Raw genomic sequence first — 16,888 nt, 5'->3', positions numbered from 1 at the left:
ATTGCCGCGCGCATCAACCGCTCGGCCGGTACTCCCCGGCTACGACGGCAACGGCGTGTGCTACGTCGCCTTCGGCCCGCATCGTGCGGCCCGCCTGAACATCACCATTGCCGCCGGAGCCAGGCCCTATGGCAGCCACGATGCGCCAAGCGAAGAAATCGCGAACGAGTAGTCGGACTACGGGACCTCGCCCCTGCGCCGCTGGCTCGGCGGGGAAAGGGCCTTCCGGGATGCCCCGTGCCCCGGACACGACGACGCCCGCGCCCCCGGCGGCGCTGTTCCCGCTATGCGGGTGCCGGTGGAGCGGGCGGCGGTGCCAAACTGTCTGCCTTAGCGCCGGGTCAACACCAAGGCGGTCTGCAGGCCGGCGCTCATGGCCTCGTAGCCCTTGTCCTCCACGGAGCCCTCCAGGCCCGCACGGGCGATGGCCTGCTCCTCGGTGTCGCAGGTCAGCACGCCGAAGCCGACCGGGACCCCGGTGCGCACGGACACGTCGGTCAGGCCCATGGTGGCACCCTGGCAGACGAAGTCGAAGTGCGGGGTGCCGCCACGGATGACGACGCCCAGCGCGATGACGGTGTCGTAGGAGTGGGCCAGGCGCGAAGCGGCCACCGGGAGTTCGAAGGTGCCCGGCACGCGGATGACCTCGGGGGTCTTGATCCCGGCGTCGGCGGCGGCGCGCAGCGCCCCGTCAACCAGTCCGTCCATGATCTGGGTGTGCCAGCTGGCCGCGACGATGACCGCGCGCATGCCGGCCTCCCCCGCTGCCGCCAGTTCGTCGGCTCCGACGAGGGGTGCTCCGTGTCCGCTCATGATTTCACTCCTGGGTTGGTGTTTTCGGTGGTTGGCAATTGCAATGAATGGTTCATCAAATTTTGCTTGGTGCGCAGGTACTCAAGGTTTTCGGGCCGTGCCGCCACCCGGGTGGGGACGCGCTCGGTGACGGCGATTCCCGCCTGCTCCAGCCATTCTTCCTTCAACGGGTTGTTGGTGATCAACCGGATGCGTTGGATGGACAGCGCGTGGAGGATCGCCGCGGCGGCGTCGTAGTTCCGGGCGTCGACCGGCAGGCCCAGCTGCTCGTTGGCGGCCACGGTGTTGGCACCGCCGTCCTGCAGCGCATAGGCGCGGATCTTGTTGGCCAGCCCGATGCCGCGGCCCTCGTGCCCGCGCAGGTAGACCAGCACCCCGCCGTATTCGTTGATGGCCGCCAGGCCCGCTTCGAGCTGTTCGCCGCAATCGCAGCGGTAGGAGCCGAAGACGTCCCCGGTCAGGCATTCGGAGTGCACGCGCACCAGCGGCTCGCGCGCCATGGTTCCGTCGGGCCCCGTGGCGCTGAGCGAGAGGTGCTCGATGCCGCTGCTTCGTTCGCGCCAGGCACGGACCATGAATTCCCCGTGCGGGGTCGGTACCCGCACCTCGGGCCCGCCCTGCACGGCCGCGGCGCTGGTGCCCACGGCCGGCTCGGCGTCGGAGGCGGCGCGCCAGGCGGCCAGGTCCTCGATGCTGACCAGCGGGATGTTCCACAAGTCCGCGAACTCGCGCAGGGCCGGCAGGCGCATCATGGATCCGTCGTCGTGCACCAGCTCGGCGATGACCCCGACCGGCTCCAGGCCGGCTGCCTTGCACAAGTCGACGCTGGCCTCGGTGTGGCCGCGGCGCACCAGCACCCCGCCGTCGACCGCGCGCAGCGGGAAGATGTGGCCGGGGCGGTTGATCAGCTCGGGGCCGGAGGCCGGGTCGGCCAGGATGCGGGAGGTCAATGCCCGGTCGGCTGCGCTGATGCCGGTGGAGGTGCCGTGGGCGGCGTCGCAGGAGACGGTGTAGGCGGTGCCCTTGGCGTCCTGGTTGTTTTCCACCATGGGAGGCAGGCCCAGGGCGTCGGCGCGTTCACCGGTCATCGGGGTGCACACCACGCCCGAGGAGTGGCGGATGGTCCAGCCCATCAGCTCGGGGGTTGCGAACTCGGCGGCGAAGATGATGTCGCCCTCGTTCTCGCGGTCGGCGTCGTCGACCACCACGACGGCCTGGCCGGCGGCCATGGCACTGATGGCCGCGTCGATGGAATCCAGGCGAATGGGATCGATGCTCATGATGCGCTGCTTTCGGGGGTGTTGAAGGATGCCAAGCGCTCTGCGTACTTGGCCATGACGTCTACCTCGAGGTTGACCGAGGAACCGGGCACGCGTTGGCCCAGGGTGGTTTCGCGCAGGGTGGTGGGGATGATCCCGACCTCGAACCACTGCTCCTTCTCGCTGGCGGCCGAGACCTCGGTGACGGTCAGCGAGATGCCGTCGATCGCGATGGAACCCTTTTTGGCCACGTACCGGGCCAATTCGAAGGGGATGGAGAAGCGGAAGCGGTCCCAGGCCCCGAGCGACTCGTGCTCGAGCAGCTGCCCGACGCCGTCGACGTGGCCCTGGACGACGTGGCCGTCCAGCCGCCCGCCGGCCTGCACGCAGCGTTCCAGGTTGATGCCCTCGCCCGCCGCCAGGGCGCCGATGGTGGTGTGGCGCAGGGTCTCGCCCATGACATCCAGGGACAGGGTGTCCCCGCTGATGGAGGTGGCGGTCAGGCAGACGCCGTTGACGGCGATGGACCCGCCCAGTTCCAGGTTCTCGGTGTGGTTCGGCGCGGTGATGCGCAGGATGACCGAGTCGGTTTCCGGGGAGGATTCCATGGCCTCGATGCGGCCCATGCCGCTGATGATTCCGGTGAACATGTGTTGGTTCCTTAGAGTGTGCCGGTGCCCGTTGGCATGGGTTCAAGGTGGGTGAGGGTGTCGGGGCCCAGGATGCGCACGGCCTCGCCGTCGACGGGATCGAGGCGGAAGGCCCGGGCGGCCGAGAGGGTCGCAATGCCCAGCTCCCCGACGGAGCCGCGGCCCGCGCCCAGGAAGATGGGTGCCTGGTAGAGGAAGATCTCATCGACCAGGTCTGCGGCCAGGAATGCGGTGGCGATCGAGGCCCCGCCTTCGAGCAGCACGTGGTCGATTCCGCGGGAGGCAACCAGCGCCAGGACCTGGTGCGGGTCGCGGGTGCGGACCTGTTCCCAGTTCCCGTCGGCCTTCAGGGCCGCGTCGGCGGGGATGTCTCGCAGGCCCATGACGATGCGCCGGGGCTGGTGCTCGAAGGGCTCGCCGTGTTCGTTGCGGGCGTTGAGCCGTGGGTTGTCGGCAAACACGGTTCCGGTGCCCACCACGATGGCTCCGACGCGGGCGCGGACCTCGTGGGCGTGCAGCAGGGAGCGCGGGGAGGTGATCCATTGGCTGGTGCCGTCCGCCGCGGCGATCCGTCCGTCCAGTGTCTGGGCCAGGTGCAAGGTGGTGAAGGGTCGTTGTGCGGCCCGGGCGGCGAACCAGCGGTGGTTCAGCTCGGTGGCTTCCGCTTCCAGCAGCCCCTGGCTGACCTCCACCCCGGCCGCGCGCAGCGTCGCCGCTCCCCCGCCGGAGTCCGTGCCGCCGTCGGTGACGGCGAAGATGACGTTGCCAATGCCGGCATCGATGATGGCCCGCGAGCAGGGCCCGGTGCGGCCGGTGTGGTTGCAGGGCTCGAGCGTCACGACCATGGTGGCGGCTCGTGCCGCGGCCGGTTCGATGGGGCCCAGGCGGTTCAGTGCGTCGGCCTCGGCGTGCGGGGTGCCTGCGCCCCGGTGGTGGCCGGTGGCCAGGATTGTGCCTTCGGCATCGACGATGACGGCGCCGACCAGCGGGTTTGCGCCTCGGGTGCCGCGGCGGGCCAATTCCAGGGAAAGCCGCATGGCTGCGGTTGCGCGTGGGGTTTCCATCAGGGATTCACCTTCACCCTGGGATCGGGCATTTCGGTCTCGATGCCGGGCTTGGAGTCGTTCTTGGCCTTCCACCAGATGAAGAACCCGACCAGCGTGAAGCAGCCGTAGAACAGGTACATGAAGGCACTGGCGTAGTATCCGGCGCTGAAGAGCAGCGGGACGCCGACCACGTCGACGATGACCCAGATCAGCCAGAACTCGACCAGTCCCTTGGCCATGCCATAGGTGGCCAGGAGCGATCCGACGAAGGTCCAGGCATCCGCCCACACCGGTTCGTAGGATCCCAGGGTCCCGAAAACGGGGGTCAGCGCGACTGTGCCGACGACCATGACCACGGCCAGGGATATGCGTTCGGTGCCGGTGGCCCAGCGCGGGATGACGGCGCTGCCGCCGGATTCCCGGCTCGACTTCCAGCGCTGCCAGCCATAGAAGGACACGGCGATGAACATGATTTGGCGTCCGGCCTGGCCCAGCAGGTTTGCCGTCTGGTCGTGGCCGAAGATGCTGCCAAGGAATACCGTCAGCAGCAGGATGTTGCCGATGATGCCCACCGGCCAGGCCCAGACCTTGCGGCGGATGCCGCCCAAGGCGGAGGCAAGCCCGAAGACGTTGCCCACCACTTCGCGGACAAGCAGCGCGCTGCTGCCCACCGTGATGTAAGAATTGAAAGCTTCAATGAGCCACCGCAGAAAATCCATCGTCCTCCTGTCAAGCCGCGATGGCTCCGGGGGTTCTATACGACGGTTCCACCTTCATGGCCGAGCCGTTGGGCAAGGGCTGTGGGTTCCTCGGGAAACCTTGGGGTTTCCCTGGTCCTGCCCTTGCGCACCAACGAGGGCGCAGGTTTTGCGTGTACGTGCTTCTCCCATCCAGACTTTAACTGTCGGTACCGGAATTTCACCAGTTCAACCAGGCCGTGGGATCCCCTCAGGGATCTTGTGGCTTGGGTCGCGGACTATAACCGCCGGTTCGGACTTACACCGACCCCGGAGCACGTTGTGTAGTTGTAGCTCTTAGTATTACATGGAAACCGGTGTGGCGGCTGCGAGGTTTCGTAATGTGACCACTGCCTCGGCGGGATCCGCCGTCCCGTACACCGAGGAGCCGGCCACGAAGACATCGGCCCCGGCCTCCGCGGCACGCAGGATCGTTTCGCGGGTGACCCCGCCGTCGACCTGCAGGGCGATCGGCAGCCCGGTGCCGTCGATGGCCTTGCGCGCCCGACGGATCTTGGGCAGGACCAGGTCCAGGAACGCCTGGCCGCCGAACCCCGGCTCCACCGTCATCAGCAGCACCATGTCCAGCTCCGGGAGCATGTCCAGGTACGGCTCGATGGCAGTGGCCGGGCGCAGCGCCATGGCGGCGCGCGAACCGGCGGCCCGCAGGTCCCGGGCCAGCTTCACCGGTGCGGCGGAGGCCTCCGCGTGGAAGGTCACCGAGGCCGCACCGGCCTCGGCGTAGCCCGGTCCCCACCGGTCCACGTCGCTGATCATCAGGTGCACATCCAGCGGCAACTCGCTGACCTCGTTCAACCGCGCCACCACCGGCAGGCCGATGGTCAGGTTGGGCACGAAGTGGTTGTCCATGACATCGACGTGCACCGCATCGGCCGTGTGGATCCGGGTGAGTTCGCGCTCCAGGTTTGTGAAGTCCGCGGAGAGGATCGACGGGTTGATCTGGCAGGTACGCATGTGCTTTTGTGGCTCCTGTCTGGGGCGCGGCGGATGTGCGCCGCACGGATGTGCGCCGGGTGTCTAGGCGGTGCGGGTGAACAACGCCATGAACATGGCATCGGTGCGGTGGATGTGCGGCCACAGCTGGATGGTGCTGCCCTCGCCCACGGGACGGGCCGCGGAGGCCAAGCCCGGCAACGCGGCGGATTCGAGTGCAGCCCCGGTGTCCAGCAGCTTCGCGTGCTTGTTCCGGGACAGCAGGTCATCGACAACGGCCACGGTCTCGGCGGGGTGCGGCGAACAGGTCACGTACGCGACCACCCCGCCCACGCGCACGGCGGAAAGCGCCGCATCGAGCAGCTCGCCCTGCAGGACGGTGAGTTCGGCAACGTCCTTCGGGGTCTTGCGCCAACGCGATTCAGGGCGGCGGCGCAGCGCGCCCAGGCCCGAGCACGGCGCATCGACCATGACCCTGTCGTATCCGCCGGAGTACTCGGCCTCGCCGTATTCCCGTCCGTCACGGACCGAGATCATCCAGGTGTCGGGGTCGATGGCCACCAGGGCCTTGGAGACCAGTTCGGCTCGGTGCTGGGCCGGTTCGTTGGCGGTGAGCTTCGCTCCGTGTCCGGCGGCCAGGGCGGCCAGCAGGGCGGCCTTGCCGCCGGGGCCGGCGCACAAGTCCAACCAGTAGGTGTCTTCCCCGCCCTCCGGCAGCGGAACCTGCGCCAGGGCGCGGGCGACCAACTGGGAGCCTGCGTCCTGCACGCGGGTGCTTCCTTCGCGCACGGAGCCCAGCCGGGCAATGTCCCCGCCCTGGTAGTAGGCCGAATCGGCCACCAGGGTTCCGGGTTCCGCACCGGCGTCCAGTGCCTCGTCCAGCGAGCCGATGCCGGGCAGGGCCACCAGGTTCACCACGGGCGCCAGGTTGTCGGCGACAAGCAGCTCGGTGATCTCGGCGGCGTCGCGCCCGTGGGCGACCAGCGCCTGGCGCAGCGCCCGCACGATCCATTCGGGGTGCGAGTGGACCAGTGCGGCGGCGGCGTTTTCGTCGGTGATCCCGGCGACCAGCTCCTCGCTCCAGGTTTCCAGGTCCTTGAGCGAAACCTTGCGCAGCACCGCGTTGATCAGGCCGGAGGCGCCGGCGCCGATGACCATGCGGGCAAGCGACACCGTCTCGTCCAGGGCCGCGTGGTTGGGAACCCGCATGGCCAGCAGCTGGTGGGCCCCCAGGCGCAGCGCGTCCAGCACGGCGGGGTCCAGCTCATCCAGCGGGCGGTCGACGCAGCGGGCCAGGATCGCGTCGTACAGGCCCTGTCCGCGCAGCGCGCCGTAGGTCAGTTCGGTGGCGAATCCGGCGTCGCGGCGGTCCAGGTGGTGCTCGCGGATCCGGGCCGGGAGCACCAGGTTGGCGTAGGCGTCGTTTTCGGCCACGGCGCGCAGCACCTCGAAAGCGGTCAGCCGGGCCTGGTCGGCGCGGCGGTTGCGGGTCGAGGGCGCGGAGGCGCTGAACTTGCGTGGCCCGGTTCCCCCGCGGTTGCGGGTGCGGCCGGCGTCGTCGCGGCGTTCCTGGCCACCGCCGCGGTTGGTTTCGTTGCGTCGCGGACGGTCGGAACGTCCCTGCCCGAATTCGCTCATGCGAATTTCACCTCATCCACGGTTCCGGACGCGAGAATCCCTCGCGCCCAATCTGCTGCATTCATCATTTTCTTGCCCGGTGGTTGCACCAGGGCCAGTTCCACTCCGTGCGAGCCGGTGCCCACCACGACGCGCGGCTGCTTGCCGCCGGTGATCTGCACCTGGCCGGGTGACAGGGAATCAATGTCGGTGGCCGGGGAGACCGGGCCGATCTTGAACCGCTGCCCGTCCATCTCGGTCCAGGCGCCGGGATCGGGGGTGGCGCCGTTGATACGCCGGCGGATCACCAGCGCCGGGGCGCTCCAGTCGATCTTGCCGTCAACCAGGGTGAGCTTGTGCGCGTAGCTGGATTCGCCCTGCTGCGGCACGCCCACCACGGCACCGGTGTCCAGGCCCGAGAGCGTCTGGGACAGCAGCACCGATCCGGAGACCGCGAGCCTGCCAAGCAGGTCGCCGGCGGTATCGGCCGGGTCGATGGCCTCGGTCAACGTGCCGAAGACCGGGCCGGTGTCCAGGCCCTTTTCCAGCTGGAAGGTCACAGCGCCGGTGATGTCGTCCCCGGCCATGATCGAGTACTGCACCGGGGCGGCTCCGCGCCAGGCAGGGAGCAACGAGAAGTGCAGGTTGATCCAGCCCAGGCGGGGAATGCCCAGTGCCTTTTCGGGAACCAGCCCGCCGTAGGCCACGATCGCGGCGATGTCGGTCTCCAGCGCGGCGATGCGCTGCTGGGTTGTCTCGTCAATGCGGTTGGCGTGGATGATCTCGATGCCCAGCTCCGCGGCGCGGGCCGCGACCGGGGACGGGGTCATCACGCGCTTGCGCCCCACCGGGGCGTCCTCGCGGGTAAGCACGGCCACGACGTCGAAGCCGTCGTTCACCAGCTGGTCAAGGGAGACCACGGCGACCTGCGGGGTGCCGGCGAACAGGACCCTCATGATTGGTTCCCGAAACTTGCACCGGCGCCGAAGCTGGAGCCCAGGGCAGAGCTGCGCTTGGTCACGGTGCTTGCCGCGACCTGGTTGTAGCTGGAATCGCGAAGCTTGCGGAAGGCGTCCTTTTTCAGCTCGCCCTCAAGCCGGTCGATGTACAGGATCCCGTCCAGGTGGTCGGTCTCGTGCTGCAGGCAGCGGGCCAGGAATCCCTCGCCCTCCACGACCACGGGGTTTCCGTCCACGTCGACCCCGGTGGCCCGGGTCCATTGGCGCCGACGCACCGGGTAGCCCAGGCCCGGGATGGACAGGCAGCCCTCGGTCACGTCGTCCTGGTAGTCCTCGCCGAGTTCGAGCACCGGGTTGATCAGGTGCCCGCGTTCTCCTGCGATCTGGTACGTGAATACCCGCAGCGAGACGCCGACCTGGGGTGCGGCGAGGCCGGCACCTTCAACGTTTTCCATGGTTTCGTCCATGTCCGCGACGAGCTTGCGCAGCTCCGGCCCGAATTCGGTGACCTCGTCTGCGCGGGTCCTGAGGATCGGGTCGCCAACAATGCGAATGCCTAAGACGGCCATGCGGTCGCATCTCCCTTCGGCCGGCGGGGTTCCGGCAATGTGCTGTGGATGGTTGGGGCGTGCGCGACCGAATCCAAAAGGTGCGCGGCGGTCCCCCGCTGAACAGTCTACCGAAGGGTGGGTGTTAGTCCCTTCAGGTGTATGGGTGATTGGCGAACCAACTACCAATCCCTCGTTACGCCTTCGGGGATTGCTGGCCTTGGATTTGCCGCCCGACAGGGTCTGCGCCGGGCCGCCGAATGCCCCACAAGGATTGGGGCATGGCCGGAAATGCCTGCCCCGCAGGAAGTGCTGGAGACTCGTGGTGGTGTTGCGGCGCAGGTTCCTGCCCGGCCCCCTGGGGAACCGGCAGGGACGGCCGGTTCCCTGGCGGGCGGAACGTTTGCCAGCATGTGCACGTGGTCGTGTTGGCCGTTGGATCCCACCTGTTTGGCATCGAGGCCCGCACGGGCCTGTTCCGTGGCCCGGTGGCCTGTGCCCGGCATCGCCTGGTCGAAGAACCGGCGACGCAGCCGGAACGGGTCACGGGGAACACGGGGGTGCTCCGCGGGTCCCGGTTCCGTACCCGGTGAGGAGGTTTCCACGGTCCGTGTCGGCCGGCCGCCTCCCGGGGAACGTGGAGGCATGGAATCCGGCAGAAGAAATTACCGCTTCCGGGTGTATCCCACACCCTGGCAGGACGCTGTGCTGGTATGCCAGGGCCATGCCGCCCGCGCCCTGTGGAACCTCGTGCACGCTTCCTGGGAGGCCAACGGCTTCCGCTTCGGGCTTGACCGGTACACCCGGGAAATCACGAATATCCGCAAGGACGGGGAGTACACCTGGTTTGCCGACCTCCCGGCCCAAGCGGCCCAGTCGGTGTGGAAAAACCACTTCCAGGCGCGGAAGATCTGCCGGGGTTCCGGGCACCCCGCCCAGGCCCCTAGATTCAAAAAGCGCCATGCGAAAACGGGCATCGACATCCCCCAGTCGCGGGACCTCAAGCCCACCCGGATCAACGGCAAACACATCACCGTCAACGCGCCCTGGTCGGGAAACTCAAGGAGCGCCTGCACCGCAAGATCGATTTCACGGCAGTGATCGGGGCACGGAATTGGCCTCGTCAGACAACACCGTGGTCTCCGCCGATCGGGCGCCCACCGCCTTGTCGATCCCACCGGCGAAGGCGCGGGCGGAAACCCACACCATCAGGCATGGGCTATTCACCGACAGGGCTACTGCGCAAGCGGCGGGGGCGGGCCCACCTCGTGCAGCGCGATCCCGGCCTTGCTGACTTTTTGGGTGGCTTCCCAGACCTGTCGCAAGGACCAGAACTTCGACCAGTACGCGGGCAGGACCTCCGGATTGGCCATCACCGTCTGCACCTCGGTCTGGCCGATGGCCACGCCCAGGAGCATGGGGTCTTGTGAGTATTTCCACGGTTCCCAGGTTCCGGCGGCGGGGTCAACGACCATTTCCTCGGCCTTGGCTCCGGCCGCCAGCTGCATGATGACCTTCGGATCCAGCGACTTGACCCGCCCGTCCCGGCCGGTGCCCCGCGTCTTGTAGTCGATCAGGCACAGCCGCCCGCCGATGGTGGCGACCAGGTCCAGGGTTCCGGCGTACCCGACATTGGAGTTCCACACGGTGACTTCCGCGGCCAGTGGCTGCACCTGGTAGGTGTCCCACCATTCGTCGAAGCGGCCGGCGAAGGGCTCCTCGTTGTTCGCGGCCAGCGCCTCGCGGGCCTGGGCTGCCTGGTGCGGCTTGCCCATGGCCCGCAGGGCTATTTGTTCGCAGTACTGGTGCACGCGGTCGCCGCGGGCCGCGGCACCGTCCCGGTAGTCGGCGGCGGCATTGGAGGCCTGGCGTGCCAGGGCCTTGAGCTTGGCCGGATTCCCGACGGCTTCCCCCAGTCGGGGGTCTTGCACCACGGCGGTGGCGGCCATGTGACCTATCCAACCATCCAGGCTCATTTTTTCCTGCCCGATGACGGTGGTGATGGAGGGAACCTCCGGAAGTTCGCCGATTTTTCTGGCATACATGCGCCCAAAATCCGTTTGCTGGGCCAGCGCTGGAGAAGTCATAAGGAAGATTTTTCCACGTTCCGGCGACGTTTTGTCCCTTGGCGGCTTTTCCGGGCCAGTCCGAAACCCCGGGATCACAAGGATCTTCACTAAAAGTCGGGCCTGGAATGCGCCGATTTGGAGCTTTGGGGAAACGTCGTATAGAGTTTTTACTCGTTGGAACGCAGCCAAACGGAACGGAAACATTCCAGGCGGATTGCGCTTCTTTCATGTGGACATAGCTCAGCTGGTAGAGCGCGACCTTGCCAAGGTCGAGGTCGCGAGTTCGAACCTCGTTGTCCACTCGCATTTGATTCACCGGATCGGCTTGCCGATCAAACCGAGCGGTTTATTCCGATTGGTTATGGTGGGGTGGCCGAGAGGCGAGGCACCGGCCTGCAAAGCCGTTTACGCGGGTTCGAATCCCGTCCCCACCTCGTAGTAAGATGATGCAGCAGTATGGGCGATTGGCGCAGCGGTAGCGCGCTTCCCTGACACGGAAGAGGTCACTGGTTCGATCCCAGTATCGCCCACGAAGAACCCGCACCAGGTGCGTTGGTTTTTCACGTGGACATAGCTCAGCTGGTAGAGCGCGACCTTGCCAAGGTCGAGGTCGCGAGTTCGAACCTCGTTGTCCACTCTGAAGAAATGGACCTCAATTCCATGGAAGAGGGGTCCTTATTTCTTTGGGTTTTCCGAAAGGAAGACACCGCAGTACCCGAATGAAGATACGTGTGGATGGTGCAGCTGTACTGCAAAACGCGGATCCACGCTATAGTTCAGGTGCAGCACCCCTTACGGGCGATTGGCGCAGCGGTAGCGCGCTTCCCTGACACGGAAGAGGTCACTGGTTCGATCCCAGTATCGCCCACGACGATCTATACTGTTGGTATTGATTGTTCATGTGGACATAGCTCAGCTGGTAGAGCGCAACCTTGCCAAGGTTGAGGTCGCGAGTTCGAACCTCGTTGTCCACTCCAATATGTAGGCCGTTTGGTTCTCCCGAACCAGACGGCCTACGCGTTTAACGACGAGCCCGCCGGTCGGCGTCCCGGGTCTTGTTTCATGGCCGTAGCCTCTGCAACTCGAGGGTGGCGGTGGCCTGTCGGACGGTCTCACCACAGGCAGTCCGACTGCCGGTCGTCGTCGCGAAGTGGTGCGCCACCGGCCGACCCGCCGAAATTGCTCGGCCAGCTCACCCACGCTCCCGAGCCACATATGGCCAAATCGGACGTGGTCAGCGCGAATATTTTCAAAAGATCACGCAAATGCCCTTGAAACGCCATCGGCTCGGCATAGGATGATTCACAGACGGGGGCTTTCCGGGTCCCCATTATCGAGAGGAGGTGCCTTTTGTCTATTTTTGACGAGCTGAAGGGCAAGGCCGAAGGACTGAAGGAGAAGGCGGCCGAGTTGATTCAAGAAAACTCGGGCAAGATCGGTGAGGCCATCGATAACGCCGGCAACTTCATCGACGAAAAGACCGGCGGCAAGTTCGCCGAGCACGTCGACAAGGTTCATGACGGCGCAAAGGGCCTCCTCGACAAGGCCGACGGAGACGATACGCCTACCGTCTAGGCCCACGCCTGGTTCACTAGGACATTTGCCCTAGGCACGACAAACGGGTGCCGGTACCGCCGTGAGGCGGAACCGGCACCTGTCGTTTGCAAGGAAAATACGATTTGAGACCCACAGCAACACGCGGCCTTTCGACAAGGGCCCCACCCGCGCAACCGATCATGGCGGGATTGGTGACGGCCTTGGTCGGCTACACCTCTTCCTTCGCCGTGGTGCTCACCGGGCTCAAGGCCGTCGGCGCCACCGATGCCCAGGCGGCGTCGGGGCTCTTCGCCCTGACCATAGCCCTGGCCATATGTGCCGTGGGGTTGGCCTGGTTCACCAAACGACCCATCACCACCGCCTGGTCAACCCCCGGAGCAGCCTTGCTCGCCGGGGCTGCGACCGTGAACTTCGGGTGGGACCAAGCCGTCGGGGCCTTCCTCATGACCGGTGTGCTGATTGCCGCAACCGGCGCCATCCCCTGGCTGGGCCGGCTGCTGGCAGCGATCCCCGTGTCGCTGGCCCAGGCCATGTTGGCCGGTGTTCTGCTCAAGCTCTGCTTGGCTCCCTTCGTGGCGCTGTCCACCATCCCGCTTTATGTCGCCCCGGTCATCGTGGTCTGGCTCGTGTTCCTGCGGCTGAGCCCCCGCTGGGCAGTTCCCGCGGCCATGGCGGCGGCGCTGGGCATTGCCGGGTTCTCGATGGGACAGGCCGGTGGTCCCGGTGTCATGGACGAATTGCTGCCCACCCTCCAGTTCACCGCACCGGCCTTCAGCCTCGAGGCCTTCATGGCCATCACCCTGCCGCTCTTCGTGGTCACAATGGCCTCGCAGAACGTCCCAGGCGTGGCAGTGCTGGCCAGCTTCAACTACCAGACGCCGTGGCGGGCCTCGATGCTCTCCACCGGTTTCGGCAGCGCCGCTGCGGCCCTTTTTGGCGGACACGCCATCAACCTCGCCGCGATCTCCGCGGCCCTGGCCGCCGGGGACGAAGCCGGGGAGGACCGCTCCAGGCGTTGGATTGCCGCGGTGTCCTCCGGCGGCTTCTACATCGTCCTGGGCCTCGCCTCGGCCGCGATCACTGCCCTGGCCACCGCGAGCCCGGAGGGGCTGCTGGAAGCCGCCGCAGGCCTGGCACTGCTGGGCACGCTGGGCGCCTCCGCATCCTCGGCGCTGTCGGATCCCACGAGCCGGATGAGTTCACTGGTTGCGTTCCTGATTGCCGGTTCGGGCCTGAGCTTCGCCGGGATCGGCGGAGCCTTCTGGGCACTGCTTGCCGGGCTGGTCTTGCGCCTGCTGATCGAGCGCAAACGCCGCTGATCTCCCGGTGCCCGGGCATGGAAAAGGCCGTGACCTGCTCCCGCTCCCCCGCCAAGCCAAGAGGTTTGCCGGGGACGGGACGGTCACGGCCTTTCGCAGTGGTTACAGCACCGGGTCGCCGGTCTGGCCCTCGCGGGCCAGTGCGGTGAGGCGGGATACGGCGCGGAAGTACTTCTTCTGGTAGCCGCCGGCCATCATTTCGGGGGTGAACAGCTCGGAGAAGGGCTTGCCGGAGGCAACGATCGGCACGTCCTTGTCGTAGAGCCGGTCGGCCAGCACCACAAAGCGCAGGGCGACCGATTGCTCGGTGATGGTCTCCACGTTGTGCAGCACCAGCACGTCGGTGTCGCCGATCAATGCGCGGTAGCGGCTGGGGTGGACCTTGGACATGTGTGCGACCAGGTCGGAGAACTCATCGATGGCGTAGGTCTTGTCACCATAGCGCTGGGTGGCGAACTCCTCGATGGCGCCATCGTCCAGCGGCGTCGGTGCGTCTGGCAGGCCGCGGTGGCGGAAGTCCACGCCGTCCACGCGGTGCACGTCGAACTGTTCGGCGAGCACCTTGATCTCGCGCTGGAAGTCCACGGCGGCAAAGCGTCCCTCGCCCAGCGCACCGGGGAGGGTGTTGGAAGTCGCGGCCAGTTTCACGCCGGCATCCGAGAGCTCACGCATCAGGCGGGACATCAACACGGTGTCCCCCGGGTCATCGAGTTCGAATTCGTCGATGCACACCAACGAGTAGGTGCTCAGCACGTCAACCGCCTGGCGGAAGGAGAGCGCGCCGACGAGGTTGGTGTATTCGACGAAGGTCCCGAAGGCCTTGCGGCCCGGGGCCAGATGCCACAACGAGGCCAGCAGGTGGGTCTTGCCCACGCCGAACCCGCCGTCCAGGTACATGCCCGATTTCTCGATCTTCTTCTTGCCGAAGAGGTTGGAGAGGAAGCCGCCCCGGGACTTGCCAATGGTCGAGGCGAAGCCCCTGAGCTTGGTGACCGCCTCGGCCTGGGTGGGCCATGCCGGGTCCGGACGGTAGGTCTCGAAGGAAACCTCGCCGAAGCGGTACGACGGGTGGAAGCCGGCGAGAAGATCGTCAATGGAGACCGTGGGGGTCCGTTGGGAAAGATTCGTAATCGTGGCCATACGGCTGGACGGTCCTTAAGTCTTCGGAAGGCTGTGACGGGCGTTTTTGGCGCAGAGACACGCCCCAGCCATTTTATGCCCAGACCTCGGGCATCCCCTAAATGGGATCCGTGGCGTCGGTCGCTTATAGCGCAATTGCGGACGCTTGAAGCGAAATATGGCGTTGGATGACTCCTTCGCGCTGCCCGGGGCGCGCACGGTGGCTAGGCTGGATGCAGCACCATCCCCCATTTTTCTTGTTGCGAGGTCTATAACAATGAGCCTGCCCATCGACTCCAATCCTTCATTTGCCGATTATGCCCACCCGGAACGGCTGGTGTCCACCGATTGGCTGGCGGCCCACCTGTCCACCGCGGGCCTGGTGGTCCTCGAGTCCAACGAGGACATCCTGCTGTACGACACGGGCCATATTCCCGGAGCGGTCAAGGTCGACTGGCACACCGAGCTGAACGACGAAGACACCCGCGACTACGTCGACGGCGAGCGCTTCGCCGAGCTGATGGCAGCCAAGGGCATCAGCCGCGATTCCACCGTGGTCATCTACGGCGACAAGTCCAACTGGTGGGCCTCATACGCCCTGTGGGTCTTTACCCTGTTCGGCCACGAGGACGTCCGCCTGCTCGATGGCGGCCGCGACAAGTGGATCGCCGAAGACCGTGAATTGACCCGCGAGAAGCCGGTTGTTGCCACGACCAGCTACCCGGTCATCGAACGCGACGATTCGGTCATCCGTGCCTTCATGCCCGAGGTACTGGGCCACTTCGGCAAGCCGATGATCGATGTGCGTTCCCCCGAGGAGTACAGCGGCGAGCGCACCCACATGCCCGCATACCCGGAGGAAGGCACGCTTCGCGGCGGCCACATCCCCTCGGCGGCTTCGGTGCCGTGGGGCCGTGCCGCGGCCGAGGACGGGACCTTCAAGTCCCGTGCGGAGCTCGAGGCGATCTACCTGAACGAGGCCGGGCTGGCCGTGGGCGATGACATCATCACGTACTGCCGCATCGGCGAGCGCTCGAGCCACACCTGGTTTGCGTTGCAGTTCCTGCTCGGCTTCGAGAACGTGCGCAACTACGACGGTTCCTGGACCGAGTGGGGCAACGCCGTGCGCGTTCCCATCGTGAAGGGCTCGGAGCCCGGTGCAGTTCCCGCAGGATTCGGGGCCTAGCCGCATGGGTGAGATGCCCCAGGCCCTGGCCGAGATCGTCGAGGACTTCCAGTCGGTCACCGAGCAGGAGCGTCTGGAGATGCTCCTGGACTTTTCCGAGGAACTGCCCGAGCTTCCGGCGCGCCTGTCCGAGCACCCGGACCTGCTGGAACAGGTTGTGGAGTGCCAGACTCCGTTGTTCCTGAACATCGAGGTCGAACCGGCCGGGGAGCACAAGGTCTCGCTGTTCTTCTCCGCTCCCCCGCAGGCGCCCACCACCCGCGGGTTCGCTTCGGTGCTGCACCAGGGACTTGACGGGTTGCCCGCCGCGGCGGTGCTGGCCGTCCCCGACGACATGCCCAACCTGCTGGGCTTGACCAGGGCCCTGACGCCATTGCGTTTGCGTGGCATGACTGCCATGCTTGCCCGTATCAAGCGACAGGTCAGCGAGCGGGTTGCCGCTGCCGGTTCCTAAGCCGCAGGCAATTTCGATGTTTGGGCGCCGGCACATGCCGGCGCCCAAACACGTTTAAGAAGGATGCCGGAAAGACCCATGGCCAAGAAAAAGTTTGCCCACTCGACGGGCACCCCCGCCACCACGCTGCTGGACCGCGAGGCGGTCCCCTACACGATGCACGCCTACAGCCATGACCCCTCCTCCGCCAGCTACGGGATGGAAGCCGCCGAGGCGATCGGGGTACCCCCGGCCCGGGTGTTCAAGACGCTGTTGGTGGCCACTGGTGAACCGGGGGCCGGGGCGCTGGCGGTGGGGATCGTTCCGGTGAACCGCTCGCTGGATCTCAAGGCCATGGCTTCGGCCCTGGGGCTGAAGAAGGTGGAGATGGCCGACCCGGCCGTGGCCGAGCGGCGTACCGGATACGTGCGCGGCGGGATCTCGCCGTTGGGGCAGCGCAACAAGTCGCGCACGATCATCGATACCAGTGCCATGGCGCTGGAGTCCATCTATGTCTCCGGAGGACACCGCGGATTGGACCTGGAGCTGGCCCCGGCGGACCTGCAGCGGTTGACCGAGGCCGAGGTCGCGCACATCGCCGGCCACTGAGGGCACCGGCATG

At 66.6% G+C, this 16,888-nt stretch carries 18 protein-coding genes, 6 tRNA genes and 1 riboswitch; of the genes, 13 read left to right on the top strand and 11 right to left on the bottom strand.

What is annotated here, in order from left to right; all coding sequences use genetic code 11:
• The first annotated feature begins 1 nt into the window (after position 1).
• Complete coding sequence (locus DQ353_RS21935; RefSeq protein WP_220093947.1) at positions 2–172, top strand: hypothetical protein; 171 nt, start codon at positions 2–4, stop codon at positions 170–172.
• A 158-nt stretch (positions 173–330) separates the two neighbouring features.
• Here DQ353_RS21935 and ribH read toward each other — a convergent pair whose 3' ends face one another.
• The 9 genes from ribH to def form a co-directional block, all read right to left on the bottom strand.
• Positions 331–813, bottom strand: coding sequence for a 6,7-dimethyl-8-ribityllumazine synthase (ribH, locus tag DQ353_RS01490; RefSeq protein ID WP_113761020.1), 483 nt, complete (start codon positions 811–813; stop codon positions 331–333).
• Complete coding sequence (ribB, locus tag DQ353_RS01485) at positions 810–2,093, bottom strand: 3,4-dihydroxy-2-butanone-4-phosphate synthase (protein ID WP_113761019.1); 1,284 nt, start codon at positions 2,091–2,093, stop codon at positions 810–812. The genes ribH and ribB overlap by 4 nt, the downstream gene beginning before the upstream one ends.
• On the bottom strand, positions 2,090–2,722 hold the full coding sequence (locus tag DQ353_RS01480) for a riboflavin synthase (protein WP_113761018.1): 633 nt from the start codon (positions 2,720–2,722) through the stop codon (positions 2,090–2,092). The genes ribB and DQ353_RS01480 overlap by 4 nt, the downstream gene beginning before the upstream one ends.
• Positions 2,723–2,733: 11 nt before the next feature.
• Positions 2,734–3,786 carry a bifunctional diaminohydroxyphosphoribosylaminopyrimidine deaminase/5-amino-6-(5-phosphoribosylamino)uracil reductase RibD gene (ribD, locus tag DQ353_RS01475; protein WP_113761017.1) on the bottom strand — a complete coding sequence of 351 codons (1,053 nt, stop codon included), beginning with the start codon at positions 3,784–3,786 and terminating at the stop codon, positions 2,734–2,736.
• A complete protein-coding gene (pnuC, locus tag DQ353_RS01470) occupies positions 3,786–4,487 on the bottom strand; it encodes a nicotinamide riboside transporter PnuC (RefSeq protein WP_113761016.1) in 702 nt (233 codons plus the stop codon). The genes ribD and pnuC overlap by 1 nt, the downstream gene beginning before the upstream one ends.
• A gap of 155 nt (positions 4,488–4,642) precedes the next feature.
• Positions 4,643–4,787, bottom strand: a riboswitch (FMN riboswitch).
• Between the two features lie 21 nt (positions 4,788–4,808).
• Positions 4,809–5,480 (bottom strand): ribulose-phosphate 3-epimerase, encoded by a 672-nt coding sequence (gene rpe, locus DQ353_RS01465; protein ID WP_113761015.1) that lies wholly within the window; start codon positions 5,478–5,480, stop codon positions 4,809–4,811.
• 63 nt (positions 5,481–5,543) lie between these two features.
• Positions 5,544–7,097: an RsmB/NOP family class I SAM-dependent RNA methyltransferase gene (locus DQ353_RS01460; protein WP_113761014.1), complete on the bottom strand. Its 1,554-nt coding sequence runs from the start codon at positions 7,095–7,097 to the stop codon at positions 5,544–5,546.
• On the bottom strand, positions 7,094–8,032 hold the full coding sequence (gene fmt, locus DQ353_RS01455; RefSeq protein WP_113761013.1) for a methionyl-tRNA formyltransferase: 939 nt from the start codon (positions 8,030–8,032) through the stop codon (positions 7,094–7,096). The genes DQ353_RS01460 and fmt overlap by 4 nt, the downstream gene beginning before the upstream one ends.
• Complete coding sequence (def, locus tag DQ353_RS01450; protein WP_113761012.1) at positions 8,029–8,604, bottom strand: peptide deformylase; 576 nt, start codon at positions 8,602–8,604, stop codon at positions 8,029–8,031. Before def ends, fmt begins: the two co-directional genes overlap by 4 nt.
• A gap of 657 nt (positions 8,605–9,261) precedes the next feature.
• Here def and DQ353_RS01440 point away from each other — a divergent pair.
• The gene (locus tag DQ353_RS01440) at positions 9,262–9,684 is read left to right on the top strand and encodes a hypothetical protein (protein ID WP_113761010.1); all 423 of its coding nucleotides are present in this window, start codon (positions 9,262–9,264) and stop codon (positions 9,682–9,684) included.
• 134 nt (positions 9,685–9,818) lie between these two features.
• Here DQ353_RS01440 and DQ353_RS01435 read toward each other — a convergent pair whose 3' ends face one another.
• A complete protein-coding gene (locus tag DQ353_RS01435) occupies positions 9,819–10,670 on the bottom strand; it encodes a cytochrome (protein WP_113761009.1) in 852 nt (283 codons plus the stop codon).
• Between the two features lie 211 nt (positions 10,671–10,881).
• Between DQ353_RS01435 and DQ353_RS01430 the strand changes: the two genes are divergently transcribed.
• The 8 genes from DQ353_RS01430 (at position 10,882) to DQ353_RS01395 (ending at position 13,528) form a co-directional block, all read left to right on the top strand.
• Positions 10,882–10,954: transfer RNA gene (locus tag DQ353_RS01430), tRNA-Gly, on the top strand.
• A 61-nt stretch (positions 10,955–11,015) separates the two neighbouring features.
• Positions 11,016–11,086: transfer RNA gene (locus DQ353_RS01425), tRNA-Cys, on the top strand.
• A gap of 24 nt (positions 11,087–11,110) precedes the next feature.
• Positions 11,111–11,182 (top strand) — tRNA-Val (locus DQ353_RS01420).
• A 34-nt stretch (positions 11,183–11,216) separates the two neighbouring features.
• Positions 11,217–11,289 (top strand) — tRNA-Gly (locus tag DQ353_RS01415).
• Positions 11,290–11,448: 159 nt separating this feature from the next.
• Positions 11,449–11,520, top strand: a tRNA-Val gene (locus tag DQ353_RS01410).
• Positions 11,521–11,553: 33 nt separating this feature from the next.
• Positions 11,554–11,629 (top strand) — tRNA-Gly (locus tag DQ353_RS01405).
• Positions 11,630–12,002: 373 nt separating this feature from the next.
• Positions 12,003–12,227, top strand: a complete 225-nt coding sequence (locus DQ353_RS01400) for an antitoxin (RefSeq protein ID WP_113761008.1) — start codon at positions 12,003–12,005, stop codon at positions 12,225–12,227.
• Between the two features lie 104 nt (positions 12,228–12,331).
• On the top strand, positions 12,332–13,528 hold the full coding sequence (locus tag DQ353_RS01395; protein WP_286166541.1) for a benzoate/H(+) symporter BenE family transporter: 1,197 nt from the start codon (positions 12,332–12,334) through the stop codon (positions 13,526–13,528).
• 102 nt (positions 13,529–13,630) lie between these two features.
• Here the strand turns inward: DQ353_RS01395 and zapE are convergent, their stop codons facing one another.
• Entirely contained in the window at positions 13,631–14,668 is a 1,038-nt protein-coding gene (gene zapE / locus DQ353_RS01390) for a cell division protein ZapE (protein WP_113761006.1), read from the bottom strand.
• A 256-nt stretch (positions 14,669–14,924) separates the two neighbouring features.
• Here zapE and DQ353_RS01385 point away from each other — a divergent pair, with 256 nt between their 5' ends.
• From DQ353_RS01385 to ybaK, 3 genes are all read left to right on the top strand, one after another.
• Complete coding sequence (locus DQ353_RS01385; RefSeq protein ID WP_113761005.1) at positions 14,925–15,833, top strand: sulfurtransferase; 909 nt, start codon at positions 14,925–14,927, stop codon at positions 15,831–15,833.
• Between the two features lie 13 nt (positions 15,834–15,846).
• Complete coding sequence (locus tag DQ353_RS01380; RefSeq protein ID WP_113761231.1) at positions 15,847–16,287, top strand: SufE family protein; 441 nt, start codon at positions 15,847–15,849, stop codon at positions 16,285–16,287.
• Between the two features lie 78 nt (positions 16,288–16,365).
• Positions 16,366–16,875 (top strand): Cys-tRNA(Pro) deacylase, encoded by a 510-nt coding sequence (gene ybaK, locus DQ353_RS01375; RefSeq protein WP_113761004.1) that lies wholly within the window; start codon positions 16,366–16,368, stop codon positions 16,873–16,875.
• The last annotated feature ends 13 nt before the right edge of the window (positions 16,876–16,888 follow it).

Source organism: Arthrobacter sp. AQ5-05 (assembly GCF_003287975.1).
Taxonomy (GTDB): Bacteria; Actinomycetota; Actinomycetes; order Actinomycetales; family Micrococcaceae; genus Paeniglutamicibacter.
Note: the sequence above shows the minus strand (reverse complement) of the source record. Positions and strands in the feature narration are given on the sequence as shown.

What these genes read in the sequence shown, in the direction of transcription:
- ribH (WP_113761020.1), bottom strand. Translation starts at nt 813, where the DNA reads ATGAGCGGACACGGAGCACCCCTCGTCGGAGCCGACGAACTGGCGGCA.
- ribB (WP_113761019.1), bottom strand. Translation starts at nt 2,093, where the DNA reads ATGAGCATCGATCCCATTCGCCTGGATTCCATCGACGCGGCCATCAGT.
- DQ353_RS01480 (WP_113761018.1), bottom strand. Translation starts at nt 2,722, where the DNA reads ATGTTCACCGGAATCATCAGCGGCATGGGCCGCATCGAGGCCATGGAA.
- ribD (WP_113761017.1), bottom strand. Translation starts at nt 3,786, where the DNA reads ATGGAAACCCCACGCGCAACCGCAGCCATGCGGCTTTCCCTGGAATTG.
- pnuC (WP_113761016.1), bottom strand. Translation starts at nt 4,487, where the DNA reads ATGGATTTTCTGCGGTGGCTCATTGAAGCTTTCAATTCTTACATCACG.
- rpe (WP_113761015.1), bottom strand. Translation starts at nt 5,480, where the DNA reads ATGCGTACCTGCCAGATCAACCCGTCGATCCTCTCCGCGGACTTCACA.
- DQ353_RS01460 (WP_113761014.1), bottom strand. Translation starts at nt 7,097, where the DNA reads ATGAGCGAATTCGGGCAGGGACGTTCCGACCGTCCGCGACGCAACGAA.
- fmt (WP_113761013.1), bottom strand. Translation starts at nt 8,032, where the DNA reads ATGAGGGTCCTGTTCGCCGGCACCCCGCAGGTCGCCGTGGTCTCCCTT.
- def (WP_113761012.1), bottom strand. Translation starts at nt 8,604, where the DNA reads ATGGCCGTCTTAGGCATTCGCATTGTTGGCGACCCGATCCTCAGGACC.
- DQ353_RS01435 (WP_113761009.1), bottom strand. Translation starts at nt 10,670, where the DNA reads ATGACTTCTCCAGCGCTGGCCCAGCAAACGGATTTTGGGCGCATGTAT.
- zapE (WP_113761006.1), bottom strand. Translation starts at nt 14,668, where the DNA reads ATGGCCACGATTACGAATCTTTCCCAACGGACCCCCACGGTCTCCATT.
- DQ353_RS01385 (WP_113761005.1), top strand. Translation starts at nt 14,925, where the DNA reads ATGAGCCTGCCCATCGACTCCAATCCTTCATTTGCCGATTATGCCCAC.
- DQ353_RS01380 (WP_113761231.1), top strand. Translation starts at nt 15,847, where the DNA reads ATGCCCCAGGCCCTGGCCGAGATCGTCGAGGACTTCCAGTCGGTCACC.
- ybaK (WP_113761004.1), top strand. Translation starts at nt 16,366, where the DNA reads ATGGCCAAGAAAAAGTTTGCCCACTCGACGGGCACCCCCGCCACCACG.